This is a genomic window from Burkholderia sp. TSV86, from assembly GCF_001522865.1.
Lineage (GTDB): Bacteria > Pseudomonadota > Gammaproteobacteria > Burkholderiales > Burkholderiaceae > Burkholderia.
On record NZ_LOWB01000078.1, the window covers coordinates 37417 to 64238 of the forward strand.

24 protein-coding genes and 1 pseudogene are annotated in these 26822 nt (G+C 63.5%); 11 read left to right on the forward strand and 14 right to left on the reverse strand.

The window, feature by feature from the left end; genetic code table 11:
- Nucleotides 1-38: 38 nt before the first annotated feature.
- From gspM to gspG, 7 genes are read right to left on the reverse strand one after another with little or no spacing between them, the layout of a single operon-like run.
- The gene (gene gspM / locus WS68_RS14260) at nt 39-545 is read right to left on the reverse strand and encodes a type II secretion system protein GspM (RefSeq protein ID WP_059571570.1); all 507 of its coding nucleotides are present in this window, start codon (nt 543-545) and stop codon (nt 39-41) included.
- Nucleotides 542-2014 carry a type II secretion system protein GspL gene (gene gspL, locus WS68_RS14265; RefSeq protein ID WP_059571435.1) on the reverse strand — a complete coding sequence of 491 codons (1473 nt, stop codon included), beginning with the start codon at nt 2012-2014 and terminating at the stop codon, nt 542-544. Before gspL ends, gspM begins: the two co-directional genes overlap by 4 nt.
- 26 nt (nt 2015-2040) lie before the next feature.
- Nucleotides 2041-3174, reverse strand: a complete 1134-nt coding sequence (gene gspK, locus WS68_RS14270; RefSeq protein WP_082710042.1) for a type II secretion system minor pseudopilin GspK — start codon at nt 3172-3174, stop codon at nt 2041-2043.
- A 4-nt stretch (nt 3175-3178) separates the two neighbouring features.
- The gene (locus WS68_RS14275; protein ID WP_059571436.1) at nt 3179-3940 is read right to left on the reverse strand and encodes a PulJ/GspJ family protein; all 762 of its coding nucleotides are present in this window, start codon (nt 3938-3940) and stop codon (nt 3179-3181) included.
- Nucleotides 3918-4400 (reverse strand): type II secretion system minor pseudopilin GspI, encoded by a 483-nt coding sequence (gspI, locus tag WS68_RS14280; protein WP_197419615.1) that lies wholly within the window; start codon nt 4398-4400, stop codon nt 3918-3920. The genes WS68_RS14275 and gspI overlap by 23 nt, the downstream gene beginning before the upstream one ends.
- A complete protein-coding gene (locus tag WS68_RS14285) occupies nt 4397-4963 on the reverse strand; it encodes a GspH/FimT family pseudopilin (protein ID WP_059571437.1) in 567 nt (188 codons plus the stop codon). Before WS68_RS14285 ends, gspI begins: the two co-directional genes overlap by 4 nt.
- 30 nt (nt 4964-4993) lie before the next feature.
- Entirely contained in the window at nt 4994-5446 is a 453-nt protein-coding gene (gspG, locus tag WS68_RS14290) for a type II secretion system major pseudopilin GspG (protein WP_059517071.1), read from the reverse strand.
- Nucleotides 5447-5629: 183 nt separating this feature from the next.
- On the opposite strand from gspG, the gene WS68_RS14295 reads away from it, so the two are divergent.
- The gene (locus WS68_RS14295) at nt 5630-6040 is read left to right on the forward strand and encodes a hypothetical protein (RefSeq protein WP_059571438.1); all 411 of its coding nucleotides are present in this window, start codon (nt 5630-5632) and stop codon (nt 6038-6040) included.
- 327 nt (nt 6041-6367) lie between these two features.
- Here the strand turns inward: WS68_RS14295 and gspF are convergent, their stop codons facing one another.
- From gspF to gspD, 3 genes are read right to left on the reverse strand one after another with little or no spacing between them, the layout of a single operon-like run.
- The gene (gene gspF / locus WS68_RS14305) at nt 6368-7585 is read right to left on the reverse strand and encodes a type II secretion system inner membrane protein GspF (protein ID WP_059571440.1); all 1218 of its coding nucleotides are present in this window, start codon (nt 7583-7585) and stop codon (nt 6368-6370) included.
- A 4-nt stretch (nt 7586-7589) separates the two neighbouring features.
- Nucleotides 7590-9089 carry a type II secretion system ATPase GspE gene (gene gspE, locus WS68_RS14310; RefSeq protein WP_059571573.1) on the reverse strand — a complete coding sequence of 500 codons (1500 nt, stop codon included), beginning with the start codon at nt 9087-9089 and terminating at the stop codon, nt 7590-7592.
- The gene (gene gspD, locus WS68_RS14315) at nt 9086-11407 is read right to left on the reverse strand and encodes a type II secretion system secretin GspD (RefSeq protein WP_082710044.1); all 2322 of its coding nucleotides are present in this window, start codon (nt 11405-11407) and stop codon (nt 9086-9088) included. Before gspD ends, gspE begins: the two co-directional genes overlap by 4 nt.
- A 798-nt stretch (nt 11408-12205) precedes the next feature.
- On the opposite strand from gspD, the gene WS68_RS28945 reads away from it, so the two are divergent.
- From WS68_RS28945 to WS68_RS14325, 3 genes are all read left to right on the forward strand, one after another.
- The gene (locus WS68_RS28945) at nt 12206-12379 is read left to right on the forward strand and encodes a hypothetical protein (protein ID WP_156429511.1); all 174 of its coding nucleotides are present in this window, start codon (nt 12206-12208) and stop codon (nt 12377-12379) included.
- Nucleotides 12380-12709: 330 nt separating this feature from the next.
- On the forward strand, nt 12710-13168 hold the full coding sequence (locus WS68_RS14320) for a lytic transglycosylase domain-containing protein (RefSeq protein ID WP_156429512.1): 459 nt from the start codon (nt 12710-12712) through the stop codon (nt 13166-13168).
- Between the two features lie 212 nt (nt 13169-13380).
- Nucleotides 13381-14694 (forward strand): GTP-binding protein, encoded by a 1314-nt coding sequence (locus tag WS68_RS14325; protein WP_059571574.1) that lies wholly within the window; start codon nt 13381-13383, stop codon nt 14692-14694.
- 103 nt (nt 14695-14797) lie between these two features.
- Here WS68_RS14325 and WS68_RS14330 read toward each other — a convergent pair whose 3' ends face one another.
- Complete coding sequence (locus WS68_RS14330; protein WP_006401505.1) at nt 14798-15076, reverse strand: HU family DNA-binding protein; 279 nt, start codon at nt 15074-15076, stop codon at nt 14798-14800.
- Between the two features lie 385 nt (nt 15077-15461).
- Between WS68_RS14330 and mnmC the strand changes: the two genes are divergently transcribed.
- From mnmC to WS68_RS14345, 3 genes are all read left to right on the forward strand, one after another.
- On the forward strand, nt 15462-17411 hold the full coding sequence (gene mnmC, locus WS68_RS14335) for a bifunctional tRNA (5-methylaminomethyl-2-thiouridine)(34)-methyltransferase MnmD/FAD-dependent 5-carboxymethylaminomethyl-2-thiouridine(34) oxidoreductase MnmC (protein ID WP_059571443.1): 1950 nt from the start codon (nt 15462-15464) through the stop codon (nt 17409-17411).
- Between the two features lie 685 nt (nt 17412-18096).
- On the forward strand, nt 18097-19311 hold the full coding sequence (locus WS68_RS14340) for a cation:proton antiporter (protein ID WP_059571444.1): 1215 nt from the start codon (nt 18097-18099) through the stop codon (nt 19309-19311).
- Nucleotides 19312-19353: 42 nt separating this feature from the next.
- Entirely contained in the window at nt 19354-20469 is a 1116-nt protein-coding gene (locus WS68_RS14345; protein ID WP_059571445.1) for a YbdK family carboxylate-amine ligase, read from the forward strand.
- 302 nt (nt 20470-20771) lie between these two features.
- Here WS68_RS14345 and WS68_RS28375 read toward each other — a convergent pair.
- Nucleotides 20772-21035 (reverse strand): annotated as a pseudogene (locus WS68_RS28375) (diguanylate cyclase).
- Here WS68_RS28375 and WS68_RS14350 point away from each other — a divergent pair.
- The 4 genes from WS68_RS14350 to WS68_RS14365 all read left to right on the forward strand — a co-directional run bounded on the left by WS68_RS14350 (nt 20988) and on the right by WS68_RS14365 (nt 24406).
- The gene (locus tag WS68_RS14350; RefSeq protein ID WP_059571575.1) at nt 20988-21629 is read left to right on the forward strand and encodes a MarR family winged helix-turn-helix transcriptional regulator; all 642 of its coding nucleotides are present in this window, start codon (nt 20988-20990) and stop codon (nt 21627-21629) included. The pseudogene WS68_RS28375 and the gene WS68_RS14350 overlap by 48 nt on opposite strands.
- Nucleotides 21630-21672: 43 nt before the next feature.
- A complete protein-coding gene (locus WS68_RS14355) occupies nt 21673-22383 on the forward strand; it encodes a glutamine amidotransferase (protein WP_059571446.1) in 711 nt (236 codons plus the stop codon).
- Between the two features lie 174 nt (nt 22384-22557).
- Nucleotides 22558-23670: an NADH:flavin oxidoreductase/NADH oxidase gene (locus WS68_RS14360; protein WP_059571447.1), complete on the forward strand. Its 1113-nt coding sequence runs from the start codon at nt 22558-22560 to the stop codon at nt 23668-23670.
- Between the two features lie 220 nt (nt 23671-23890).
- On the forward strand, nt 23891-24406 hold the full coding sequence (locus WS68_RS14365) for an SET domain-containing protein (RefSeq protein ID WP_059571448.1): 516 nt from the start codon (nt 23891-23893) through the stop codon (nt 24404-24406).
- Nucleotides 24407-24530: 124 nt separating this feature from the next.
- Here the strand turns inward: WS68_RS14365 and WS68_RS14370 are convergent, their stop codons facing one another.
- Complete coding sequence (locus tag WS68_RS14370; RefSeq protein ID WP_059571449.1) at nt 24531-26021, reverse strand: sensor histidine kinase; 1491 nt, start codon at nt 26019-26021, stop codon at nt 24531-24533.
- A gap of 101 nt (nt 26022-26122) precedes the next feature.
- Complete coding sequence (locus WS68_RS14375) at nt 26123-26815, reverse strand: response regulator transcription factor (RefSeq protein ID WP_004195796.1); 693 nt, start codon at nt 26813-26815, stop codon at nt 26123-26125.
- Between the last annotated feature and the right edge of the window lie 7 nt (nt 26816-26822).

Below are 26822 nucleotides of genomic sequence, written 5' to 3' on the forward strand. Positions count from 1 at the left end.
CGTACCGGCATCATGAACGGCCCAGGACATGACGGTACTCACTTCGTCGACGCCGGCTGTAGCACGGCCGTCAGATCCACTTGGCCGTCGTCCTTCAACGCCGTGGCGTGCGCTTCGACAACTTGCGCCTTGAACTGATGGCGCACGTCGTCGAGCCACTGCGTCCACAAGGGAAACGATGCGTTCTTGAGCTGGATCTGCACGCCGCTGCCGACGAGTTGCGGCGGCCCCGCGACCGCGAGACCGTGGTCGGACAGCGACGACGCGAGCGCGTCCTTCAGCGCGAGGCCGGTCGGCGCGACCCCTTGCGCGGCGGCGGCGAGCGTGCGCGCCTCGTTGGCCTGCGCGTTCATCTGCGCGAGTTCGTGACGCATCGTCGGCAACTCGCGCTGAATGCGCGCGCGGCCTTCCTGCGCGGGCGACCACAGCACCGAATAGGCGATCGCGATCGCGAGCACCGCGCCGCCCCAGCCGAGCAACTGCTTCTCGCGCGTGGTGCGGGCATCCCAAAACTGGCTCAGCGCCTCGTTCCACTCCGTTTTCATGACCGGCTCCGAATCGTCCATTTACCCGTGCTGCTGTCGATTTCGCCCGTCAGGCCGTTGCGTGACAGACGCGGGCCGAAATCCGGATCGACCTTCGTTTCGGGCTTGAAGCCCACGTCGAGCCGGCGATCGTGATAATCGAGCGACGCGATGCCGTTCGGCGGCAACGGGCCGAGCGAACGGGCGAGGCCGCTCGCGAGCGACAGAAAATCGTTCGGCGACAGCTCGCCCGCCGCAATGCGCAGCTGGTCGAGCTGGCGCGTCATCTGCGCGGCCGGATCGAGCACGGTGGTCGTCTTCGGGAATGCCGTCAGAAGCGTCTCGGTGATCTGCGCGGACAGCGCGTCGCGCTCGCGCGCGAGCTTCCACCAATGCGCGTTCACACCGATCACCGCGACCACGAGCGAGGCGGCCGCGAGCGCGATCGGAACGCGTAGGCGCGTGAGCGTCGCGCGGTCGAAGCGCCACGGCGCGAATTCGAATTCGAACTGGCACAGATCGAAGCGCTCGTCGAGCGCGCGGCGCGCGAATGCGTCGAACGGCCAGATCGCGGCGCCCGGCACGAGCCGCTTGTCGTCGAGCGGGCGCGCCGACGCGAGCTGCGGCTCCGCGCCCGGCTCGCCGAGTTCGTACAGTTCGAGCGGCGTGCCGTTCGCAAGCGCTTCGAGCGTCGCGGCCACGGCGGGCAGCGGCGCGGCGAAGCCTTCGCCGAGCGCGCCGCGCGCAAGCGCCAGCTCGACGCGCGGCGCGGCGGCCGTCAGCGGCGCGGCATCGGCCGATTCCTCGGCGAGCGACGGCGCGCTCGCTGTCGTGGCCAGCCCGAGCACGAGCGCGACGATCGGTTCGTGCAATTGCGCGTCCAGCATGGGTTCGCCGGATACGGTGTTGTCCACGCTGGGCGGCGCGAGCGCCGAGCCCGCCGCGCCGGCGGCGGTGCCGAGCGCAGCGTCGTGCGCGACTGCCGCGGCGGCATGCTCGCGTGGCGCGCCTTGCACGGCATCGGCTTCGGCGCGCGCCGCCGCACGCTGCTGCTGCGGCACGCAGCGGGTCGCAGGCACCGCGCGCAAATGGCGATGGCCCGCCGCCGTAAACGCATCGACGATGAACCGGAACCACGCGCGATCGATCACCGCGAGCACGCGCCGCCCGTCGGCTGCCGCCGTCGGATCGACCGCGATATGGCAGCCCTGCGGGTCCTGGATCAACTGATCCTCGATAATGTTCGGCAGCGCCTGCTTGAGCTTCGGCCCCTTCAACGGCGGCACCGTCTGCTCGAGCAACAGCAAATCGCGCGCGGCGACGACGAGCACCGTCGTCGCCGCCTGCGGCAGCAACGCGAGCGACGCGCGGCCCGCGCGCTGCGCGTGACCACTCTTGTCGACGAGCGCAAACGGCAGCTCCGGCCATTGCCATTCCTGCAACGGCACGGCCGGCTCGCGCGGCGGCAATAGGACAATCAACGTGCTCAAGGGCTCATCTCCAGAGAATGGCGTTGTTATAACTGGTCACGAATGCGCACGATGCGCGTCGTATGCGTGGTCGGATCACGATACACGAGCGACGTGCGATCGATTGTCGCGCGATCGTGCTCGATACGGCCATGCACGAGGAAATAGCTGGAATTCACGTCGATCTGCGTCGAATCGACGTTCACGTTCGGTGCGCCCGCGCCGCGCAACGCAAGCTGCACTTCGCCGACGTTGCGGAAAAACACCGTCTCGCGCCGCGACACGAGCGCTTGTGCCGACGACACCGACATCCCCGGCACAAGCGCCGCGACCACCTCGGCCGGCGCGGTATTCAGGTTCACCGGTGTCGTCGTCGGCAGCACCGTGACGAACGGGCGCAGGCGCTCGACCATCTCGGGCGTCACGCCTTCGACGTCGAGCAACGAATCGATGCTCGTCATCACGAGCGGCGTGGGGCCGCGGCCGTCGCCGCCCGCGAGGCCCGGATCATCGGTGAAATTGCTGCCGCCGCCGCTATCGGGCATCGGCTCGGGCGCATTCGCGGCGCCGGGCAGCGTGGCGGTCTGGAAACGCGTGGCCGATTGCTTGAGCCCCGCACGCACGCGCCGCGCGATGATCTTGGCAAGCTGCTGGTCGAGGCCGAGGCTCGTCAACAGCCGCTGGAACGTCTGCACCTGCGACGCATTCAATTGCAGCGCGCCCGGCGTGGCCGCCGACACCAGATTGCGCAAATTGAACTTCGCCTGCGCATCCTCGATCGAGCCGGACAAATAGGTATCGGAAGTATCGGTCGCGTCGGTCACGCCGATCTTGCCGAGAAAATCCGACAGCTTCGTCTTCGCAATCGGCGCGGCCCAGATACCGCCGAGATACGTGACGCCCGGCGCCGTATCGCCTTCGGAGCGCAGCACCATCCGGGTCCAGTCGAGCGCGCCGCGCGCGATCCACTGCGCCTGCGCAAGCAGCCGCTGGTTCTCGATCCGGCGCACCTGCACCTGCTGGCGCCACAGCATCCCGGAGACGAGGATCGCCGACAGCGCGACGACGAGCAACGCGCTGATGATCGCGACTCCACGCTCGCGGACGCGAGCGGGCCGGCATACCGGCGCTGCCGCGTAGCGGCGCGCAGTCAGACGCACGACGAGGGCAAATGCGCGCATGCCGCTACTCCCCGACCAGAAAAACGCGCGTGATCGGCACATGCAGCGACGTTGCGCCGATGCTGACTTCAAGCCCCGTCACCGCGCGCGGCGGCGGAGCGTTGCCGAGCTGCGGCACCTTGATCGCATCGTTGTTCTGCGCGAGCGCGCTGTCTGCATCGGGCATGCTGGTCGTCCAGCCGACTTTCGGTACATAAAGGCGCGCATTGATCATGCCGACTCCGCGCATCAGCGGCACCGCGCTCCAGCCCTCGGTGTCGCCGCCTTGCAGCGTGCGGCGCAACGTGTCGGCATCGACGATCGGCGGCGACGCGTAGCGCACGACGCGGCCGCCGGAAATCCGGTAGCGCACAACCACGAGCCGCGGCGCAACGCCCGGCGCATCGAGCGCGCGCACGATCTGCAACGTATCGCCCGATACGCGCACGGCGGGCTGGCCCGCTTCGTCGTCGGTCGCGGCAAGGCGCGCGTCGATGCGCATCTGGTCGAACATCTGCGCGAACACGCGCTCGTCCTCCATCGCCGCCGACACCTTCTCGCGGCCGCGAATGATCTGATCGAGCCCGCGCCATGACAGGATTGCGATCACCGCGAGAATCGTGATCGCGATCATCATCTCGATCAGCGTGAAGCCGCGCTGCGCGGACGGCGCCCGCGCGCCAAACCCGGCGGCGAAGCAGGCAGGCCGAGCGCGGCCCCGGTCGCGAACCTGCCGCGGGCGGCCGTCCGGGCAAGCGCGGCGTTTAAAGCGAACGATTGGTTTCATTCGCGACCACCGTAACCATTTGCGCCAGCACGCCAACGCGGCCGTTCATCGACACCGCGATCTCGACGCGCCGGAAGACCGGATTCGGCGTCGCGCTCACACGCTGCGTACAGGTAAGCGCGACGTTGCCTTGCGAGCAATCGAAAGTCTGCGTGCCGATCTCGGGCCACGCGTGCGCGAGCCTGAGCTGCCCGAGCGCGTTGTCGGCGCTCCAGCCGGCAAGCAGGCGCGCGTGCAGATCGGTTTCGCTCGTCGCCATCGAGCCCACCGCGCGAATCGACGCCGCCAGCGCAACCGCGATGATCGCGAGCGCGACGAGCACTTCGATCATCGTGAAGCCGCGTGGCGCGAAACGCCGGGGCCGGGAATGCGCGCGGCCGCGCGCGGCTGCGCCGCAGCGCGCGTCACCGGCACGCGCCCGCGCGCGCAAAACGGGGGGGACGGGCGGACGCATCGTCAGCGCACCTCGTAGCGGCCATTGCCGGTGCCGACGATCGTCACGCTGCCGACCGCCGAGTAAAGCGTCACGCGCACCGGCATATCGACGCTTTCGGTGCCGAACACAACCCGGTCGGGATGGGTATCCGAGCCCGGATAATCGATCGCCGCGCCCGTCACGCCGCCGTCCCAATCGCGCGCGCGCAAAAGATCGTCGCGCAGCACGCGCCAGCCGTCGCCGATGCGCACGTCGAACACGAAGCCATGATCGGTCGGACGCCATGCAATCGGCCGCGCGCGCACCTGCGCCTCGTCGCCGGCCGTCTCGAACAGCATCGCGATGCGCTGCGCCTCCTCGCGCAGATCGGTACGCGGGTTGCGCCGCATCGTGATCGACGCGGCGCCGACGAGGATGCCTGCGATCACGAGCACCACCAGCATCTCGAGCAGCGTGAAGCCGCGCTGCGCGAACGCCGCCCGCGCGCCAAATCCGGCGGCCGGACGGGCGGGGCGCTCACACGCGCCCGCGCCACGCTGTGGGACGCAAGCGGAACACATGCCGGGTCGTGCGTACATCGGAAAGATCGCGCGTCGGGCGGGCAGGGCGTCAGCGGCTTACTGCCACGAGCCGATGTCGGTATCGTTGCCTTCGCCGCCTTCCTTGCCGTCGGCGCCGTAGCTGAACACGTCGATCTCGCCGTGCACGCCGGGGTTCAGATACTTGTAAGCATTGCCCCACGGATCGTTCGGCAAACGCTCGAGATAGCCGCCGTCCTTCCAGTTATTCGGGATCGGATCGGTCGTCGGCTTTTGGATCAGCGCGTTCAAACCCTGGTCCTGCGTCGGATAGCGGCCGTTGTCGAGGCGATACAGCTTGAGCGCCTGCATGATGGTGCCGATGTCCTGCTTGGCGGCAATCCGGCGCGCCTCGTCCGGGCGGCTCATGATCTTCGGCACGATCAGCGCCGCCAGAATGCCGAGAATCGCCACCACCACCATGATTTCGATCAGCGTGAAGCCGCGCTGACGGCGGGCTGCCTGCGAGCGGCGGGTAATCCACATTTGCATGAGTGCCTTCCTTTCCATTCAAAAAAGTGCGATGAGCGGACGATGCCCCAAGGAAGGGACCGCCTTCCGACGTATGCGGCACATGCCGCATACGCCCGCCCGCGTGAAGCCGCATTGTAAGGCGTGGCTCACTTCGGGCTTCCACTCAACGCAAATTTCATAATCCTCCGTACAATAGCGCGCATGAACGCGCTATCGATCCGGCTCCTTTCCCTCGCCCTGTTCGCGGCACTTTGCGCGACGGCCACTTATTGGGTCATCACGCTGTCCGCGCATCAGGCTCCGCTGCCTGCTGCCGCCGCCCGCGCGCCGGTGCGCACGGAAGACGCCGCAGCGCTGTTCGGCGGACAGCTCACCCGCAATCCGATACAGGACATCCATCTGTTCGGCATTCTCGCGCTGCGGCGCGGCGCGTCGGCGATTGTCGGCGTCGGCGGCGACGCGCCGCACGCGGTGTCGCTCGGCAACGAGATCGCGCAGGGCGCGAAGCTCGCCGAAGTGCGCGACCGTTCGATCATCGTCGAGCGCAACGGCGCACGCTCCGAAATCTTCCTGCCGACCAACACGCCGTCGCCCGCGATTTACGTCCGCTGATTCACGTCCGCTGATTGACATCCACTGACGCGCAACCCGCGACGCCGGGCCGTTCGACCGCATGACAGGCACGGTTGCCGCGCGCTGTCGCCTCGCTCGAACCCGGCTCGTTGCGTCGTTTCGCGCGGCTGCCGCATCCAACCGCGCCACGCCATTGCGGGCCGACTGCCCCAGCCGCCTCGCGCAACTTGCCGCGCGCTTCAAGCCGCCGCACTCCGCATTCGCATCCGCATCGCCTCGAGCCGCGCAACCGGCCACCTCCGCATCGGCCGCCGTGCTCGAAACTTGAACTCAGCACACCGGCCAAGCCGCACAGCCTGCGTTGCCTCACTGCACCATGTTGTTCAACTCGATGATCGGCAGCATCACCGCCAGCACGATCACGAGCACGATGCCGCCCATCGCCAGAATCAACAGCGGTTCGAGCAAGCTCGTCAAGAACATCGTCCGGCGTTCCAGCTCGCGCGATTCGCCTTCGGCCGCGCGATCGAGCATCGTCGTCACGTCGCCGGTCGCCTCGCCCGAACGGATCAAATGCACCAGCACCGGCGGGAACGTCTTCACGTTGTTGAGCGCGCGCGACAGCGCGGAGCCTTCGCGCACGCGCACGATCGCGTCGTCGATGTTGCCGCGCATCGCGCGGTTCGACAGCGTTTCGCCCGCGGCCTGCAGCGCGCGCAGAATCGGCACGCCGGCGGCGCTCAGAATGCCCAGCGTGCTCGCGAAGCGCACCGTGTTGTAGCCGCGCACCAGCTTGCCGGCAAGCGGAGCGGTCAACAGCCACCGGTCGAACGCGAGGCGCGGCCCGTCGCGCGACAGCGTCGTGCGCACCAGGTAGACAACGGCCGCGATCGCGAGCAGGATCGCCCACCACCAATGCCGAACGAAATCGGACAGCGCCATCATCACGATCGTCAGTATCGGCAATTGCTGCTTCGTACTCGCGAATACGTTGACGACCTGCGGCACCACGTAGCTCAACAAGAACGTGACGATGCCAAGCGCGATCAGCGTGACGATCGCCGGATACGTGAATGCGAGCAGGATTTTCTGCCGCAACGCGTTGCTCTGTTCGATGTAATCGGCAAGCCGCGACAGCACGATGCCGAGCTTGCCGGTATGCTCGCCGGCCGCGACAAGCGCACGGTAAATCTCCGGAAAATCGCGCGGATGCTCGGCGAGCGCGTTCGCGAGCGAATGGCCGCCGAGCACCTCGGCGCGGATCGCGGCCATCAATTCGCGAATGTAGTCGCGCTCGGCCTGCTCGGTCAGCACAGCAAGCGCTTCGTCGAGCGGCAACCCGGCGACGAGCAGGCTCGCGAGCTGACGCGTGAGAATTGCCTGCTCGCGCTGCGACAGCTTGCGCCCGAGCGCGAGGCGCTGGCTGCGCTCGCCGCGCGAGCGGCTCGCGGCCGGCTCGACGACGAGCGGAGTCAGCCCTTGCGTGCGCAGTTGTCCGCGCGCATTGCGCGCGCTGTCGGCTTCGACGACGCCCTTTTGCGCACGTCCCGACGCGTCGATCGCTTCGAAACGAAATGCCGGCATGACGCTACGCGCCTCCTGTCACCCGAAGCACTTCTTCGAGCGACGTCGCGCCCGAGGCAAGCCAGCGCTGCGCATCGTCGCGCAGCGTGCGCATTCCGCTCGCCCGGCTGGTGGCGAGAATCTCCGCGTCGGCCGCGTTGCGGTGGATCAGCGTGCGGATCGCGTCGTCCACCACTAACAGCTCGTAGACGCCGCGCCGGCCGGTATAGCCCGAGTGCCCGCATTTGTCGCATCCCACCGGATGCCAGACCGAGCGGCCGTCCTCGTGCCGCTCTTCCTTGCACGCGGGGCACAGCTGCCGCACCAGACGCTGCGCGAGCACGCCCAGCAGCGACGACGCCAGCAGATACGGCTCCACGCCCATGTCGGTCAGGCGCGTCACCGCCGAGGCCGCATCGTTCGTATGCAGCGTCGCGAGCACCAGGTGGCCGGTGAGCGACGCCTGCACCGCGATCTGCGCCGTTTCCAGATCGCGGATTTCGCCGATCATGATCACGTCCGGGTCTTGCCGCAAAATCGAGCGCAGCGCACGCGCGAACGTCATGCCGATCCGTTCGTTCACCTGCGTTTGCCCGATTCCGGACAAGTCGTACTCGATCGGATCCTCCACCGTCATGATGTTGGTCGTCGCCGTCTCGAGCCGCGACATCGACGCATACAGCGTCGTGGTCTTGCCCGAGCCTGTCGGGCCGGTCACCAGCACGATCCCGTGCGGCCGCGAAATCAGCTTGTCGAACTGGGTGAGCGTATCCCGTCCCATGCCGAGCGCTTCGAGGTTCAGCCGCTGCGCGTCTTTCTCGAGCAGACGCAGCACCGCCCGTTCGCCATGCCCGGTCGGCAGCGTCGACACCCGCACGTCCACCGGCCGCCCGCCCACGCGCAGCGTGATGCGGCCGTCCTGCGGCAGCCGCTTTTCCGCGATGTCGAGCTGCGCCATGATCTTGATGCGCGAAATCAACGCGCCATGCAGCGCCTTTTTCGGCCGCACCACGTCGCGCAACGTGCCATCCACCCGGAACCGCACCACCGACGCGTTCTCGAACGGCTCGATGTGAATGTCCGATGCCTGCTCGCGCGCGGCCTGCGTCAGGAGCGCGTTGATCATTCGGATGATCGGCGCATCGTCTTCCGATTCGAGCAGATCCTCGACCTCGGGAATGTCCTGCATCAGCCGCGACAGATCGACCTCGCCCTCCACCTCGCCGACGATTTGCGCCGCGCTGCCGTCCTGCCTTGCGTATGCTTGATTGATCGCGAGCGCGAGTTCGTCGGCCGGCACGCGCACGGCGGAGATGGCGCCGAAGTTGCGCGCAATCTCCGCGAGCGCCGCGGTGTTGGTGCGCTCGCTGATCCACACTTCGAGTGCGTCCGCGTGCTGATGCGCGACCAGGATCTGACCCGCCTTCGCGAACCCGTATGGCAGCAGCCGCGCGGCGAGCGGCGACGGCGCGACCCGTTCGCCGGACGCAGCGGCGGCGGCAGCGGCGGCGAGCGCTTCGGTCATGGCTGCGCTCCAGACGCTCCGGCCGGCGGATAAGCGTTCGAGGGCGCTGCATTGGCCGGCGCCGGGGCAGGGGCGGCCGCGCCGCTTCCCGGCTTCGGCGGCCACGCCTGCGAGCGCCGCATTTGGTCCAGATCGAACAGATTCATCGCCGGCGAGCCGCCCTGGCTCGGACCAAGCGGCATCGGCGGCGGCACCGGGTCGTCCTTGTCGCGGATCACGCGGTTATCCGATTTGTATGCGCCCGATACGCCTTGAATGTAGTCGTAGCGGTTTGCCGTCACCGCCTGCGCGGTATCGCGATCATTGATGATCACCGGGCGCAGGAACACCATCAGGTTCGTCTTTTTCCGCTGCTTGCTCTCCGAACGGAACAGTTGTCCGATCCACGGAATGTCACCGAGAAGCGGCACCTTGCTATTGGCAACCTGGTAACTGTCCTGCATCAGCCCGCCCAGCACGATGACCTCGCCGTTGTCCGCGAGAATCGTCGACTGGATCGAGCGCTTGGTGAAGGACGGGCCAGTCTGGGAATTTTGCGTCGTGGTGTCCACCGCCGAATCCTCGGTGTAAAGCTGCAGCTTGAGGATTCCGCCATCGGTGATCTGCGGCTTCACGTGCAGCGTCAAACCCACGTCGCGGCGATCATAAGTGTTGAATGCGCTGCTTGTATTGCCACTCGTGAGGTTCGAATACGAGCCCGTCGGAATCGGCACGTTCTCGCCAACGACGATTTTCGCCTCTTCGTTGTCGAGCGTAATCAGGTTCGGCGTCGACAGCACGTTCGCGTCGCTGACGCTGGCGAAGTATTGCAGCAGCGCCCCCAATCCCTGCACGCCGAACATGTTGTGCAGCCAGCCGATGTTGAGGCCCTGGTTAAGCTTGCCTAGATTGGCGCCTATCCCGGTTCCGGTTGCCGAGCCGCTGCTCAACACCCCTCCAGCGGTCAGATTGATGATGCTGTTGCCCGCCACCGTGCCGGCGTTGGCCGCGAGATTCGTCCCGGCGAGCAGCGCGCCGCTTGCAACCTGCCACTGAATCCCGAGTTGCCCGGCCGTATTCGAGTTCAGCTCGACGATCAGCGCCTCGATGTACACCTGCGCGCGACGCTGGTCGAGTTGGTCGATCACCGCACGCAGATTGCGGTACACCGGGTCCGACGCAGTGATGATCAGCGAGTTCGTCGCCGCATCCGCCTGGATCATCCCGCCTGGCTGGTTGTCGTCGCCCTTGTCCTTGTCGCCGCCCAGGAGCCCTGCATTGCCGATTCCACCGCTTGAACTCCCCATGCCGCCGCCGCTACCCGTCGATCCCGACGACAGCCCCGACGGCAGCGGCGGCGTGCCCGACGAACCCGTCGAGAAATTCGAGCCGCCCGACGACGAGCCGCTGTTCTGATTGAACGAATTCGCATCGTTCGAGCTTGCCGACGAGCCGCTGTCACCGCTCTTGCCGAGCATCCCGCGCAGCGTCTTCGCGAGCTTCACCGCATCCGCATTGCGCAGCGGCACCACGTGCATGTTGCCCGGCACGCCGCTTGGCGCGTCGAGCTGCTGCGCGAGCTTCTTGGCCGCCGCGAGCCGCGATTTGTTCGACGCGCGCAACAGCAGCGCATTGGTGCGCGGGTCCGCCTGCACCGTCACCTTCAATGTCGCGTCGGTATTGCCGATCGCGCCCGGATCGAGCAGCTTCGAGAGCTGCGTGGCCATGTCGATCGCGTTCGAATTCTTGAGCGGCACCACTGCCAACTGCGCGCCCGCCGCGCCGTCGACGCCCGAGATGATCTGCGCGATACGCCGCACGTTGTCGGCATAATCGGTGACGACGATCGTATTGTTGGCCGGGTAGGCGGTGATCGTGTTGTTCGGCGAGATCAGCGGCCGCAGCACCGGCAGCAAGTTGTTCGCCGATTCGTTACGCAACTCGAAGACCTGCGTGACCACCTGGTCGCCGCGCGCCTGCGGCGCATTGCCGATATAGGTAGGCACGCCTTGCAGTTTCGCGTCCGCCTCCGGCACGACCTTCAACACGCCGTGGTCCTGCACCAGAGAGAAACCCTGCATCCGCAACGCCGATTGCAGCGTCTTCAACGCCTGATCCTCGGGCACCGGACGCTCCGACACCAGGTTCAACTGCCCCTTGACACGCGGATCGACGATGATCGTCTTACCCGTGGCTGCGCCGATCGCCTTGGCGACCTGGTCGATGTCCGCATTGACGAAATTCAGCGTGACCTGAGCGTGAGCGGCCTGAGCGGCGACAATGCCGGCAACGATGAGCGCCGTTGCGACGCGTCGCAAAACAAAGCGAGTTCTTGTCATGGAGTGATGGATCAATGCCGGCGGCGGCCGTGTCCGACGGTATTACATAAGGTCGATATCAAAAGAGCAGACATTAGCAGTTTTTCATGTCCGAAATATCACATTCGACTGAGGGCTGTCTCACTTATGCCATAAAAACAATCGGGAGCACGCTCCGCATGGAAAATGTAAGGTATCTTGCCGGGCCGCATACGAAGCTTGAACCGAACAGGCATGTAGCCTGCGGCAAGGCCGTCTCGCAACTGCGGCGCAACCGGCCTGATAGCAGTCCGAACCAACAACGGCACGGGCGGTTACAGGCCGCACGGCTGCTTGTCACATCGACGCAACCCGTTGTGCGGATATGATACGGGCCGCCAGCAGGATGCCGGGCGAAAACCGCGTGCGGGTTTTCCCACCCCTCATTTCCGTCGCGACAATAAATATGTAAATAATACATATTATTTTTGAAAGAAAGCCGGTTCGCAGCCCGCATTGGTATTGTTGACGCAGACAATATCCCTGCACGGCCACTCCGCAGCCATGACGGTGTGGCGCCGGTTCCTTCCCATGAGCAACAAATCCAGTGCGAATCGCCTGTCTTCTTGAAGAGCCAATTGGCTTTTCGATTGTTCCAACCGCTGCCGGCAAAATTTCCGCCTCTCGAAATCACCATCTCTCGGCAATGGCTTTTCGTATCCAAGTCAAACCAGATGGACCTGTGAATTACTTCGCCAAAACCCTTCAATTATCCTGTGACCCACAACGCATTCCATTGGCAAACTCATCAATCACGGCAGACGTGGAATTTATCCCGCCTTGAAACGATGGAACGATCATCAAAATCCTGACCACGCACCATCCCGCATCAATCCGTCTGGCCCTGCAAATCCGCTATATCTTGCTTCCACACCTTATTACAGGCACATCAATATTACTGCCCAAGCGATGGAAAAACATAGCGAAAAATCACCCTTTGATATTTTAAAATGACCAATCCGATTACGTGAAATCCATTAAAAATCCATTTTAAAATAATACAAAAATTATACAATATCAATAAATTTAATCCAAATAAAATCAATTTTATTCACACGCATTTACCAATACCTAAAGTTAATCTTCGTTGAAATCGGAAAATGAAATTTTTTCAAAATATGCGAAAAAAATTTCCGCCACCCGAACAAACGGCAGGCAGCCCGCCGGGCGGCAGGTATGATACGATCCGAAAACGCTTCGCCCTTGCCAGGAAAAAGCAAATAGCCCCCTAGTTGGATACTAGTTGGCTCTTTTTAGCCTCTTTTCCCGAACTCTTATTTTTCGATAACGATGCGACCGCTCCTAGCCTCGGTATTTTTGTTCGGCGCATGGCTCGTCAGCGCGCCGGCTTATGCCGATTGCTACGACAGCGCCGCGCGATACCACCAAGTCAACCCGCTGATCCTGCGCGCGATCGCTTGGCAAGAGTCACACAACCGCCCGGACGCGCTCAACAAAAATACGAACGGTTCGATCGACTACGGCATCATGCAGATCAACTCGGTCCATCTGCCGGTGTTGTCCCGCTACGGAATCACGAAAGACACGCTGATGGAGCCGTGCAAGAACGTCTATATCGCCGCGTGGCATTTGCGCCGCATGATGAATAAGTACGGCAATACGTGGCAGGCGGTCGGGGCATACCACTCCGAGACCCCGTCGCTGCGCGACAAGTATGCGAAGCAGATCTTCGATATCCTGACTCAGTGGAAGCTGATCCCTTCGCAGCAAGCGCAGCGCTGAATGGGCAAAACCGAGTCGAACTGAGCGAATGCCAATCCGATCGGCAGGGCCGAAGCCATAATCCACCGCCACCTCGCGAATCCAGCCGTCAACATTTGATGCACAATGCGGCTTTTCCCGCCGCTTGCCCGCGCCGGCCACGGCGCCGGTGCCGCCCCGTTTTCATGGCGCGCGGCGGCTCGCTTTCCGCTTTTTCATGGGTGCGCACCGCAATGAACCAGCCGTTGCCCGTCACCGTGCTGTCCGGCTTTCTCGGCGCCGGCAAGACCACGTTGCTCAATCACATCCTCGCGAATCGCGCCGGCCTCAAGGTTGCCGTGATCGTCAACGATCTCGCCGCCGTCAACATCGACGCCACGCTCGTGCGCGATGCCGCCGCGCTGTCACACGTCGAGGAGCGCCTCGTCGAGATGTCGAATGGCTGCATTTGTTGCACGCTGCGCGACGACCTGCTCGTCGAAATCCGGCGCCTTGCAGCCGAAAACCGCTTTGACGCGATCCTGATCGAATCGACCGGCATTGCCGAGCCGATGCCGATCGCCGAGACATTCACGTTCGTAGACGACGACGGCTCGACGCTCGCCGATCTCGCCCGCCTGGACACGATGGTCACCGTCGTCGACGCCTTCAACTTCCTGCGTGATTACGCACGCGACGACGGGCTCGCCGAACGCGGCCTGGGCGCGACCGACGACGACGACCGCACGCTGGTCGAGTTGTTGATCGAGCAGATCGAGTTCTGCGACGTGCTCGTCGTCAACAAGGCCGATCTCGTCGACGCTAACGAGCTTGCGCGCCTGCAGTGCATTCTCGCGCGACTCAATCCGCGCGCGCGGCAGGTCGTCAGCCGCTTCGGCGACGTGCCGCTCACGGAAGTGATCGATACCGGACGCTTTGACTTCGAGGCAGCCGCCAATGCGCCGGGCTGGTTGACGTCGCTCGAACATCGCGATCACGAAGATAGCGAAGGCCATACGCATGCGCACAGCGAGGCCGACGAATACGGCATCGGCCACTTCGTCTATCGTGCCCGCCGGCCGTTCCACCCGCAGCGGTTCTGGGCGTTGCTGCATGAAACCTGGAACGGCGTGCTGCGCAGCAAAGGCTTTTTTTGGCTTGCGACACGCAATGACCTTGCCGGCTCGCTGTCGCAGGCGGGCGGCGTATGCCGGCACGGTCCGGCCGGGCACTGGTGGGCTGCGCAGGATCGCGCCGAATGGCCGGAGGCGGGCGACGAACTGTACGACGAGATTGCCGCCGACTGGCACGGCGATCTTGCCGACACGTCGATCGGCGATCGTCGGCAGGAACTCGTGCTGATCGGCGTGGGAATCGACGCGGCCGCATGGCGTGCGAAGTTCGACGCATGCCTGCTGACCGATGCCGAATATACGGCCGGCGAGCAGGCATGGATGGCCTATGCCGATCCATTCCCTGCATGGGACATCGACGACCACGATGATCATAACCATCATGATCACGACGACGATCACGGCCACGATGCTGAAATCGTGCATCGGCACTGATCGTCAAAGATTGAAAAAATGCGCAGGCAGCGTAGCAAAAAAGCTGCATCACAAAAGAAAAACCCGCTGATTACAGCGGGTTCTCGTTCGCGAACAGCTCGTCTCAGCGCTTGTTCACCGCGTCCTTGAACGCCTTGCCAGCCGTGAACTTGACCGTCTTGGCTGCCGGGATCTTGATGGTTTCGCCCGTCTTGGGATTGCGGCCAGTACGCGCAGCGCGCTTGCCCGAACCGAAGCTGCCGAAGCCGATCAGTTGAACTGCGTCGCCTTTCGACACAGCTTTCTTGATCACTTCGAGGAGCGTGTCCAGCGTTTCGCCGGTTTGAGCCTTGCTGGCGCCCGTTTGGGCGGCGACGGCGTCGATCAGTTCCTGTTTGTTCATTAAGGTTCCTTTCCAGGTTGGGTTGACACGTACAGCGCGAACGCGCCGATTATACGTGCGCGAACCGTGCCGTCTACACCGTCTACAGCGTGTGGCAACGGCACAGCGCAGAAGTACTGCGCCGCGCAACGCACCGCCGGGCGGGCCTTTCGGCCGCTCCGCGATACGGCGCTTGCTATGATAGCGCAGCGCAAACCCAATAACGACAAGGGTTTCAAAGAATTTCGAGCAAATTTTGACATACACGCCGCGCGCCGCGCGGTTTTCGAACTGCGCAAGTCGGCTTCGCCGCGGTTTGTCCGCGGCCGGCACGCCGCCCCGTTGGTTTTTGCCAACGCCAGGCGGGACAAGGCTTTGCGCGCCTTGCGCTTTCCATTTGTTTCGCATGCCAGACCGAATCGTTCCCGCTACGCTCGTCGTCCGCGAAGACGGCACCATCGTTTCGCCGCGGTACGGCGACATCTATCACAGCGCGGCCGGCGCGCTCGCGCAGGCCGACCACGTATTTCTGCGCGGCAACGGCCTGCCTCAACGTTGGCGCGGCCGGCAAGCTTTCACCATCGTCGAGACGGGTTTCGGCATCGGATGCAATTTTCTCGCGACCTGGGCCGCATGGCGCGACGATCCGTCACGCTGCGGGCGTCTTCACTTCGTATCAGTCGAGAAGCATCCGTTTGCGCGCGACGATCTGCGGCGTGCTACCGCGCATATCGTTGCGCATACAACCACTGAGCCGCTCGCCGACGCGCTCGCGAATGCGTGGCCCGCGCTTATGCCTGGCCTGCATCGGCTCGAATTCGACGATGGCCGCGTCACGCTCACGCTCGCGTTCGGCGACGCGCTCGACATGCTGCCGGCGCTCGTGCTGCGTGCGGATGCGTTTTATCTCGATGGCTTTGCACCGTCAAAAAACGCGGATTTATGGTCAGCCAGCATCTTCAAATCGCTGGCGCGGCTCGCCGACGAGCGCGCGACGTTCGCTACCTATACAAGCTCGAGCGCCGTCAGGCGCGCACTCGACGAAGCAGGCTTCGCGTGCCGGAAAGTCGCGGGCTTCGCCAGCAAGCGCGAGATGCTCGTCGGCGAATTCGCGCCGCGCTGGCGCGTGCGCCGTCACGAACCCCCTCGCGCATTCGCCGCCGGCACGCGCGACGCGCTCGTGATCGGCACCGGGCTTGCTGGTTGCGCGATTGCCGAGCGGCTCGCCGCACGCGGCTGGTGCGTGACACTCATCGACCGGCACGCCACGCTCGCCAGCGAGGCATCCGGCAATCCTGCCGGTGTATTCCACCCGATGATCGCGCGAGATGACAACCTCGCGGCCCGTTTGTCCCGCGCGGGCTTCTTCTATGCACTCACGCGCTGGCGCGCGCTCGAATGCGCGGGCCATACGTTCGCACACAGCAAAAGCGGGCTCGTGCAGCTTGCGTCGTCGGCCAACGAATTCGAGCGGATGTGCAACAGCATCGCCACGCTCGATGTGCGAGGCGAACTTGCATCGGCGTTGTCGCGCGACGATGCGCAAACGCTATTGCAAACGCGCGTCGATCATGGAGGCTGGTTTTTCCCGCAAGGCGGCTCGATCGATCCGGCAGCGCTTGCCATCGCGCAATGCGCCTCGGCACGAGCGCGAGTCGTCTGCGCTGACGTGGCGCGGCTTCAGCAAAGCGCGGATGGCCGCTGGCACGCGCTCGACACGGCCGGTGCGGCCCTCGCGCAGGCGAGCATCGCAATCGTCGCGAACGCCGCTGACGCCGCGCGCGTCGCCGGCCTTCGGCATGCGCCGACACAACGCGTGCGCGGCCAGCTCACGCTGCTGCCGGCCGGTATCGCGCCCGCCGTGCCGATACCCGTGATCGGCGACGGCTATGTCGTGCCACTGGCCAACGGTACGACGCTCACGGGCGCGACATATGAACCCGGCAACGCAGACCTGACCACAAACGACGCGAGCCATCGTGACAACTTGGCGCGGCTCGAGCGATTGCTGCCGGCCTTCTCCACGGCCGCCGCACCCGGCAAGCTCGCCGGCCGCGTCGGCTTTCGCTGCGTTGCAAGCGACCGGCTGCCGTTCATCGGCGAGCTTGCCGACGAGGCGGCGGCCAGCCTGAATGCCGCTGCACTGACAGGCGCGCAGCTTCGCGACGTGCCGCGCGCCACGGGCTTGTATGGCGCTTTCGGCTACGGCTCGCGCGGGCTCGTCTGGGCAGCCCTCGGCGCGGAATTGATCGCTTCACAAATCGAAGGGGAACCGTGGCCGCTCGAACGCGAACTCGCCGAGGCCATCGACCCGGCCCGTTTCCTGCTCCGCGCATTACGGCACGGGCGGTTATAGGCACGACCATTTGATCACCGCCACACGGGCTGCGCACAGGCGGGCAATCAAGTTATCCACCCACTCATGTGGATAACTTGGTGAAATAAATACTCAATTGCTGTGCAATCGATGTGGACGTAAACGGGGTAACTCGGCACAGCCACACAGAAACCGAAAAGTTGTTCATCGAAACACTGTGTGGACAAACAGGCTGCACAGTCGGTTATACGAAATGCAAGCCGATGATCTGCTTATGTAAACCTGGGTTATCCACAGAAATTTGCCGGGTTTGTTAACTTCTACTACATATATATACAGGTAAACCACAATCCTTAAGACTGCCCCCGCTTGCGCGCTTATGCGAGTGCACCAAATCCGGACCGGACTGCAACAGCTGTGGCACAATCGGTCACCTTCACGCAGGTCATGGCGTTTTGCCACGCTTGCATCAACGGAACGGTCGGCGCGAATCCGAATCTGATAGTCGAGCGCGCTTTCCATTCACACACGCCAGGCCGACCCCAGATCGGCCCAGGCCCGACTGAGCGTCACGCTGCTATCAGCGGCGCGGGCTTACCCCATGTCCTGCCGGTCGTCCGGAACAACGAACAACCGGGCAACCGCATTCAGCGCGCATTATTCGCTCGACTCGCTCGATCCGCGTCGCCGGAGGAGGTTGCCTTCCAAAGGAGAAGTCACCACGATGAAGTCAGCGTTCTCGTTTCTACCCAATTGGCCGCTCGCCCCGGATGCGGTTTTCTGGGCCGGTATCGCGCTTTTCGCGGCGGGCCTGTGTGGCGAACTTTGCTATCGCGCGTGGCGCTTGCCGCGGATCACCGGTTATGCGGTGATCGGGCTTATCGCCGGCTCATTCGGCTTCGGTGTGATCGACGCGAGCACCGACGACACGTTGCGGCTGCTGATCAATGTCGCGTTGGGATTATTGTTGTTTGAACTCGGCAGCCGTCTCGATCTGCGCTGGATCCGCCGTAATCCGTGGTTGATCGCATCGAGCCTTGCGGAGGCCACGCTTACGTTCGTGCTCGTGCTTGCGGTGTTGTTACTGCTTAAGGTGCCCGGGATGATCGCGATCGTGGTCGCCGCGATCGCGATCTCGACATCACCCGCGATGGTGATCCAGTTGAAGACGGAACTGCGCGCGGAAGGGCAGGTGTCGCAGCGGCTTATCACGTTGTCGGCGCTGAACAGCGTTTATGCAGTGGTCCTGACGAAACTCGTCACGAGTTGGCTGCATCAGGAAGCCTACGGCAACGTATTCGCAACGATCCTGCAGCCGATCTATTTGCTCGCCGGCTCGCTTATCGTCGCGTATCTGTTTGCGCGCGCATGCAATTTCCTGTTCAGGCACGTTACGTCGACGATGCGCGACGAGCACTCGTTCGTCGCCCTGTTCGGGCTCGTCGTGCTCGCGATCGCGGTCGCGCAGGCGCTGAAACTGTCGACCATGCTGACACTGCTGCTTGCCGGCATCATCGTGAAGAATCTCGAAGCACGGCCGCAGCTTTGGCCCGAGCATTTCGGTACCGCCGGCTGGCTGCTGACCGTCATCCTGTTCGTGCTGACGCTCACGTCGTTCGAATGGCACGACGTGGTGGCGGGAGGTGCCATCGCGGCCGCGCTGATCGTGACGCGCTTCGTCGCGAAACTCGTCGGCGTGCTCGTGTTCGCCAAGCCAAGCGGACTCGGCGTCAAGCAGGGTGTCGCGCTCGGTTTTTCGCTCGTGCCGATGTCCGCGCTCGCGTACCTGCTCGTCGACGATACTTATCAGCTCTACCCGAATTTCGATCCGCTGCTGCGCGCGGTCATCATGTGCACGATCGTCGTGTTGCAACTGGTGGGGCCGCTTTTCGTCTATCGCAGTTTGTCGGCCGTCGGCGAGCGGCGCGATACCAATTGATCCGCGCCGCGCGTTTTTTTGCTTCGTTATCCGGAACTCGTCATGGCACTAGAAACCTTCGTCAATTCCGAACCGTTCACGTTCGGCGTCGAGCTTGAAATCCAGATCGTCAATACGCACAACTACGATCTGACAAAAGCTTCGTCTGATCTGATGCGGCTCATCAAGGACGCGAAGTTTCCCGGCAACATCACGCCCGAGATCACCGAAAGCATGATCGAACTGTCGACCGGCGTATGCCGGTCGCACGATCAGGCACTCAGCGAGCTGCACGCGATTCGCGACACGCTCGTCAGCGCGGCCGACCAGCTCAACGTCGGCCTGTGCGGCGGCGGCACGCACGCGTTCCAGCAGTGGAGCGAGCGACAGATCTTCGACGCGCCGCGCTTTCAATACATCTCCGAGCTGTACGGCTATCTCGCAAAACAGTTCACGGTGTTTGGCCAGCACGTGCACATCGGCTGCCCGGATGCCGACAGCGCGCTGTTCCTACTGCACTCGATGTCGCGTTTCATTCCGCACTTCATCGCGCTATCGGCATCGTCGCCGTATGTGCAGAACGTCGACACCGGTTTTCATTCTGCACGCCTGAATTCCGTATTCGCGTTCCCGCTATCGGGCCGCGCGCCGTTCGTGCTGTCGTGGAGCGACTTCGAGGAATACTTCACGAAGATGGTCAACACCGGCGTCGTCAACAGCATGAAGGATTTCTACTGGGACATCCGCCCGAAGCCCGGTTACGGAACAATTGAAGTTCGCGTGATGGACACGCCGCTGTCCGTCGACCGCGCTGCTGCGATCGCATGCTATATCCAAACGCTCGCACGCTATTTGCTGCTCGACCGGCCGCTCAAGCTTTCCGAAGACGACTATCTCGTCTATACGTTCAACCGTTTCGAAGCGTGCCGGTTCGGGCTCGACGGCACCTGCGTCAACCCGCAAACAGGCGAACGGCAAACGATTGCGGAGGACATTCTCGACACGCTCGACAGGATCGCGCCGCATGCCGCGGTGCTTGGCTCGCGTGCGGCGCTCGACGAGATCGGCGCGCTCGCGAAGGCGCGTGTCAACGATGCAACATGGTTAAGAACGATTTTCAAGCAGGAAAAATCGTTGAACGAAACAGTGCGCCAACAGTGCCTGCGATGGAGGGAGTGAAAAACAGTTTTTCTGATCGAAGACACGATCAGTGCGAGCGGGTTCAGGTTTACTAAGCCGTATACCGTATGTAAACGTAGTAGTAGTTAACAAGCGTCGGGCTGTTCTGTGGATAACCTTCGATTTCGCCGCAAAGTCAAAGGTCTGTGAACTGGACAACAATGCGGATCGAATAAGAGATGCCAGAGAATGTTTCGGGATGGAAAGAGGCCGTGCGCAGCCGGGAGCCGGGTTGTCAAGAAGTGGTGCACAGTCTGTTCGGGTTGTTATTCAATGGTTGTTCACAGGTTGAATGGGATAACTTAGCTGTGCGATTTTCCGCTCTCGCTTAGAATGTTAGCTTCGTGGAAGTTGGCTCCGACGGGAGCCGAAGCCGCGTACAGGTTCGCAGCGTGTGCCTCGCGGCGAACATGGCGGACGCGCTGTTCTGGCGCGCCGTTTTTTTGAGTCAGAGACCGAGACCTGGTCTCCCCACAAACGGCCGCCTCAAGAAGACGGCCGGCAACAGCGAAAAGACTATGAGCGAAGGTGTTTACGGGAATCAGGCTGCGGGGCGCGTGACCCACAGTCTGTTGCGGTTGGGCACGGCCATGCGTAGCCAGGCCTGGGATTGGGCGGAAGGCGCGGGGCTGACGCCAACACAAGGTGAAATCCTTGTGCTGCTTTTGCAGCGCAAGGGGCCGATGCGTCTCGGTGAGATCGCGCGTGAAACGCAATTGACCGCGGCGACGACGAGCGATGCGGTAAGCACGCTCGAGCACAAGGGGCTCGTCGAAAAGCGGCGAGCGCTCGACGATGGTCGTGCGCTCGCCGTGCGCTTGAGCGCGCGCGGCCGCACGGCGGCAAAAAAAGCGCTGCAGTGGCCGGACTTTCTGTCGAAGGCGATTGGTTCGCTCGGCAGTGACGAGCAGGGCTTGCTGTATCGCACTTTGCTGAAAACATTGCGCGAGCTGCAAATCAACGGCGATATTCCGCCGCATCGAATGTGTGTGACTTGCAAGCACTTCCAGCCGGGCAAGCAGGGGCGCAAGCTCGGATATCGTTGTTCGCTGCTCGATCTGACGATGACCGACGCCGATCTGCGCCTCGATTGTACGGTGCACGAGGAAGCGGACATCGCGACGCAGAAAAAGACCTGGAAGATTTTCGCGCAGGCCTGATGCTGCGCGCCGAGCGCGATACCGTTCGAGCCGGAGGCCTCAGATGAAGGGTGATGTCGTTGCTGTTCGCCATGTGTATTTCGAGGATCTCGGCAGTTTCGAACGGGTGCTCGGCGAGCGCGGCCGCCGGGTGCGATACGTCGACGTCGGCAGTATGCGCCTTGAGGCGCTCGACGCGCTCGAGCCGTCGCTGCTGGTCGTGCTCGGTGGGCCGATCAGCGTATACGACGATGCGCCGTATCCGACAACCCGTGTGCTGGCTGAGTTAATCGGCAAACGCATCGATGCCGGATTGCCGACGCTCGGAGTGTGTTTCGGTGCGCAGTTGATCGCGCGTGCGCTCGGTGCGCGCGTGTATCCGGCGGCGCACAAGGAGATCGGCTGGACGCCGCTCGCGCTGACGGAGGCGGGGCGTGCGTCGCCGCTGCGCCATGTTGACGGTGCGTTGACGTCGATGTTGCATTGGCATGGCGACACGTTCGATCTGCCGGCGGGCGCGGTTCATCTTGCATCGACGCCAGCGTGCCGCAACCAGGCTTTTTCGTGGAGCACGCACGTGCTCGCGCTGCAGTGCCATCCGGAAATCCGGGCGGATCGCTTCGAGCTTTGGCTGATCGGCCATGCCGCAGAGATCGCGGCTACGCCTGGAACCGATATCAAACGTTTGCGCGAAGCAGCGGCGCAATTGGGGCCGATGCTCGAACGCGCGGCGCATAAGATGTTTGGCGAGTGGCTCGATTCAGTTGGGTTGTGACGGGGTAGCCGAACCGCCGGTTCTCGCCGATGCCAATGTAGGCAGTACGAAATCTGCCGATTGGCTTGCCCCATTGGCTTTTCATGCACGCCGTTCATTGCCGCGTCGCGTTCGGCAAGTCGTTTGAGCGCATGCTAATCTCATCGGGTTCTCTGTTCTGCGAGCAACCATTCGATGAGCGCCTTGTTTTCCCCGTTCACGCTGCGCGGCGTGACGCTTGCTAATCGCATCGTGATCTCGCCGATGTGCCAATACTCGGCCGAGCATGGCAAGGCCGGCGCGTGGCACTTCATCCATCTCGGCCATCTCGCGCTGTCGGGCGCAGCGATGTTGTGTCTCGAGGCGACGGCAGTCGAACCGGCCGGCCGCATTTCCCCGGCCGACCTCGGCTTGTGGGATGACGCAACCGAAGCGGCACTCAAACCCGTGTTGGCGGCGATCCGCCGCTATTCACCGATTCGCGTCGCGATCCAACTGTCGCATGCGGGCCGCAAGGCGTCGAGCGACGTGCCATGGAACGGCGGCAAGCTCATTGCGCCCGAAGCCGGCGGCTGGCGGCCATTTGCACCGTCCGGGCTGGCTCATCGCGACGACGAGCCGTCACCGCTCGTGCTCGATGCGGCAGGGCTCGAGCGCATTCGAGGTGCGTTCGATGCAGCCGCGCGCCGCGCGGCGCGTCTTGGCATCGATGCAATCGAAGTTCATGCGGCGCACGGCTATCTGCTGCACCAGTTTCTTTCACCGCTTGCGAATCAGCGCACCGATGCCTATGGTGGCTCGCGCGAAAACCGGATGCGCTTCGCGCTCGAGATCTTCGACATCGTGCGCGCGGCGTTTGCGCACGATCGTCCGGTCGGCGTGCGAGTCTCCGCGACCGACTGGGTGCCGGGCGGTTGGGAGCTTGACGATACGATCGCGTTCGCCCACGAGCTGAAAAAGCGTGGATGCGATTGGATAGACGTGTCATCGGGCGGCGTGTCGCCGCGACAGAAGATTCCGCTGTCGCCTGGTTACCAGGTGCCGTTTGCGCAGGCCATCAGGCACGCGGTCGGTCTGCCGACGATCGCGGTCGGCCTTATTTCGGAGCCCGAACATGCGAATCGGCTGATCGAAACGGGCGATGCCGATTTTGTCGCGATGGCGCGCGCGATGCTTTACGATCCGCGCTGGCCTTGGCATGCGGCGGCCAAGCTCGGTGCGACGGTCGACGCGCCGCCGCAATACTGGCGCTCGCAACCGCGCGATCAAAAGATGCTGTTTGGCGAAGCGCCGTTCGGCCAGCGTTGACGCGCGGCAAACGGCCGATTGCCACCACGCCGAACGATTGGTGCGCATTGCGTTTCCATTCGAGTTGAACGATGCAATCCTGACCGTGTAGCATTCGATGATTCGCCGCTCGCTGGTGTGCGCAGCGCGTGCACCGTGCGCGGGCGGGCGAACCGGCGCGTCCCGTTGCCGTGTCGGAGCATCGTTTCAATTTCAGCTTATTTCACAAAGGATTCGTTCGATGAGTTCACGCAGGATCGTGGTGCGCCTCTCCGGCGTTCACGGCAAGGGCGTATTCGCCGCAGTACCGATCAAGTCGGGGGAGCGCGTGGTCGAATACAAAGGCGAACGAATCTCGTGGAAAGAGGCGCTGCGGCGTCATCCGCACGATCCGGATCAGCCGAATCATACGTTCTACTTCGCACTCGATAACGGCGGCGTGATCGACGGCAAGATAAACGGCAACAGCGCGCGCTGGATTAATCACTCGTGCGCGCCGAACTGCGAGGCTGAGGAAATCGACGGGCGTGTGTTCATTCGCGCGTTGCGCGACATCAGCGAGGAAGAAGAACTGTTCTACGACTACGGGCTCGTGATCGACGCACGCCTGACGAAGAAGCTCAAGCGGGAATATGCGTGCCATTGCGGTGCGCCGACGTGCCGAGGCACGCTGCTCGCAGCAGTGGAAGACGACGGCGGCAAGAAAAAGAAGAAGGCGAAGAAGGGCGGCAAGGACAAGAAGAAAAAGAAGGCGTGATACGCGAAGACGGTTGCGGGCGGCCGGCGCGGGCGTGTGCAACCCTGTGGGTTGGCCGCTGCGCGGGTGTTTTATGTTTGTGCCAGGCCGGCTGGCCTTCGCGTCATCAAACGGGTTAAACGGATTAAACAGAAGCCGCCGGCGATTCCGAAACATGCGGCGACGGCACGGATGACGTTGCGGCAAGCGGTACGCGCACGATGAAGCGCGAGCCGCCGCCGCCGGCGTCCGCATACGAAACGGTTCCGCCATGCATCGCGACGATGTCGTGAACGATTGCAAGACCGAGTCCCGCGCCCGATTCGACACCGCCTCCGTTTTGCGCATCGCCACGGAAAAAGCGCTTGAAGAGATCGGCTTGTTGGCTTGCCGGCACACCGGGGCCGTTGTCTTCGACGACGATCTCCGCGGCTGGCTTGTCGCCGCCACGCTCGATCCGCGACACGTTTACGGTGATCCGCGCGCCTGTCGGCCGTGAGAGCGGCACGTATTTCAATGCGTTATCGAGCAGATTGGCGATTACTTCGCGCAACAGCACCGGATTGCCGCGAATGACCAGCGGCTCGTCGTCGGCACGGCCGTCGCCGCGCTGGAAGCCGAAATCGACATGCGCGGCAAGGGCGCGCGGCACCCATTCGGCGCCGGTCTCGAATGCGAGGCCGGCGAGATCGACATCGACGAAACGCGCAGCCTGTTCGCCGGGCTCCGCGCGCGCAAGCGACAGAAGCTGATTCGACAGCCGCACCGCGCGGTCGGCGGCCGAGCGCAGTTCGTGCACCGCGTTGAGCGCCTGTTGCGGCTCGCGCGCGACGGCGGCCTGCTCGGCGTGCAATTTGATCGCGGTGAGCGGTGTGCGCAACTGGTGCGCGGCGTCGGCAATGAACTTACGTTGGGCGTCGAGCGCGGTTTTCAGACGGCCGAGCAGTGCGTTCATCGCGTTCGTGAGCGGCTGAATTTCGAGCGGCACCTCGGTTTCGTCGACAGGTTCGAGCGACGTATGCGTCTGGCGGTTCAGCGAATCGGCCAGATGCGTGAGCGGGCCGAGCTGCTGATTGACGACGCGCCATACGATTCCCCAACCGGCGAGCAGCAGCAACAGCAGCGGCATCATGATCGCGACGAGGAACTCGGCGGCGATCCGGTAACGGTAACGGACCGGCTGCGCGACCTCGACGAGCATCGGATTGCCGCCTTCCAACGGTTGTTCGACACGGATCTGGGCGACACGCACCGCCTGGTTGTCGTAGTCGGCCTCGAACACATACGCAATATGCATCCGGCGCACGCTCGTGCCCTGCAGCGGCAGCTTCGGATCGCCGGCGAGTTCGTGCTCGCCGTCGCTGATCCGGTAGATCAACTGCTCGTTGGGATCGGAAAACATCGCTTGCGCGAGCGGCGGAACCGTGAACGGCGCGTCCGGGCCCGCGATCTGGATCTGTTTCGAGATCGCCGTGGCGAGATCGGCAAGCGAGCGGTCGACGACGTGCTGCGTGTATTGCCACGCGAGCCAGTATGCGATGAGGCCGCTCATCAATGCGAGCATCGATAGCGGCGCGGCGAGACGCCGCAGCAAGGTGCGGCGCAGACTGGTCGGCACGGCCGGTTCAGCGGACATCGCGCAAAAGCATGAGAAGAGCGCCGCTTTGCGAAGCGGCGCGGGCAGGGCGGAGGATCACCGCGCGCGGCCGCGCAAGCGGTGAGGTGTCAGACAAGCGTTCAAACGCTCGCAGTCTGGCGAATTTCCTGCAACAGATAACCGAAGCCCCGCACGGTCACGATTTCGACCCGGCATTGTTCGAGCTTCTTGCGGACCCGGTGCACGTAAACTTCGATTGCGGTATCGCCGAGATCGCCGCCGAAATGCGTCAGGTGATCCTGCAATTGCGCCTTGCTGACGACGCGCCCGTGACGCAGCAGCAGCATTTCGAGCACCGCGAATTCGCGCGGCGACAACTCGAGCGGCTTGTCGTCGTTGAAGATGCGGCGATCGACGCCCGACAGGCGCACGCCGCCAAGCGATACTTCCGGGCGCGGCATATCGCTGTGCGGGCCGCTGCGGCGCATCACCGCACGGATGCGCGCTTCGAGTTCGGCTGGCTCGAACGGCTTGAGCATGTAATCGTCGGCGCCGGAATTGAGACCTTGCACGCGGTCGTTCAGCTCGTCGCGCGCGGTCAGCACGATTACGGGCGTGTGGCGATTGGTCTGGCGAAAGCGCGACAGGAGCGTCATGCCGTCGATACCAGGCAGGCCGAGGTCGAGAATCACAAGCTCATGGCGGTTTTGCGCGAGTGCCTGCTCGGCAAAGATGCCGTCGTGAACCATGTCGACGGTGAAGCCCGCTTGCTCGAGGCTGCTTTGGATGCCGCGTGCGATGGGGCGGTCGTCTTCAATCAGAAGGAGTCGCATGAGATTC

Coding starts and splice junctions, on each gene's coding strand:
- gspM (WP_059571570.1), bottom strand. CDS start 545: ATGAAAACGGAGTGGAACGAGGCGCTGAGCCAGTTTTGGGATGCCCGC.
- gspK (WP_082710042.1), bottom strand. CDS start 3,174: ATGCGCGCATTTGCCCTCGTCGTGCGTCTGACTGCGCGCCGCTACGCG.
- WS68_RS14275 (WP_059571436.1), bottom strand. CDS start 3,940: ATGAAACCAATCGTTCGCTTTAAACGCCGCGCTTGCCCGGACGGCCGC.
- gspG (WP_059517071.1), bottom strand. CDS start 5,446: ATGCAAATGTGGATTACCCGCCGCTCGCAGGCAGCCCGCCGTCAGCGC.
- WS68_RS14295 (WP_059571438.1), top strand. CDS start 5,630: ATGAACGCGCTATCGATCCGGCTCCTTTCCCTCGCCCTGTTCGCGGCA.
- gspF (WP_059571440.1), bottom strand. CDS start 7,585: ATGCCGGCATTTCGTTTCGAAGCGATCGACGCGTCGGGACGTGCGCAA.
- gspE (WP_059571573.1), bottom strand. CDS start 9,089: ATGACCGAAGCGCTCGCCGCCGCTGCCGCCGCCGCTGCGTCCGGCGAA.
- gspD (WP_082710044.1), bottom strand. CDS start 11,407: ATGACAAGAACTCGCTTTGTTTTGCGACGCGTCGCAACGGCGCTCATC.
- WS68_RS14325 (WP_059571574.1), top strand. CDS start 13,381: ATGAACCAGCCGTTGCCCGTCACCGTGCTGTCCGGCTTTCTCGGCGCC.
- WS68_RS14330 (WP_006401505.1), bottom strand. CDS start 15,076: ATGAACAAACAGGAACTGATCGACGCCGTCGCCGCCCAAACGGGCGCC.
- mnmC (WP_059571443.1), top strand. CDS start 15,462: ATGCCAGACCGAATCGTTCCCGCTACGCTCGTCGTCCGCGAAGACGGC.
- WS68_RS14340 (WP_059571444.1), top strand. CDS start 18,097: ATGAAGTCAGCGTTCTCGTTTCTACCCAATTGGCCGCTCGCCCCGGAT.
- WS68_RS14345 (WP_059571445.1), top strand. CDS start 19,354: ATGGCACTAGAAACCTTCGTCAATTCCGAACCGTTCACGTTCGGCGTC.
- WS68_RS14350 (WP_059571575.1), top strand. CDS start 20,988: ATGAGCGAAGGTGTTTACGGGAATCAGGCTGCGGGGCGCGTGACCCAC.
- WS68_RS14355 (WP_059571446.1), top strand. CDS start 21,673: ATGAAGGGTGATGTCGTTGCTGTTCGCCATGTGTATTTCGAGGATCTC.
- WS68_RS14360 (WP_059571447.1), top strand. CDS start 22,558: ATGAGCGCCTTGTTTTCCCCGTTCACGCTGCGCGGCGTGACGCTTGCT.
- WS68_RS14365 (WP_059571448.1), top strand. CDS start 23,891: ATGAGTTCACGCAGGATCGTGGTGCGCCTCTCCGGCGTTCACGGCAAG.
- WS68_RS14370 (WP_059571449.1), bottom strand. CDS start 26,021: ATGTCCGCTGAACCGGCCGTGCCGACCAGTCTGCGCCGCACCTTGCTG.
- WS68_RS14375 (WP_004195796.1), bottom strand. CDS start 26,815: ATGCGACTCCTTCTGATTGAAGACGACCGCCCCATCGCACGCGGCATC.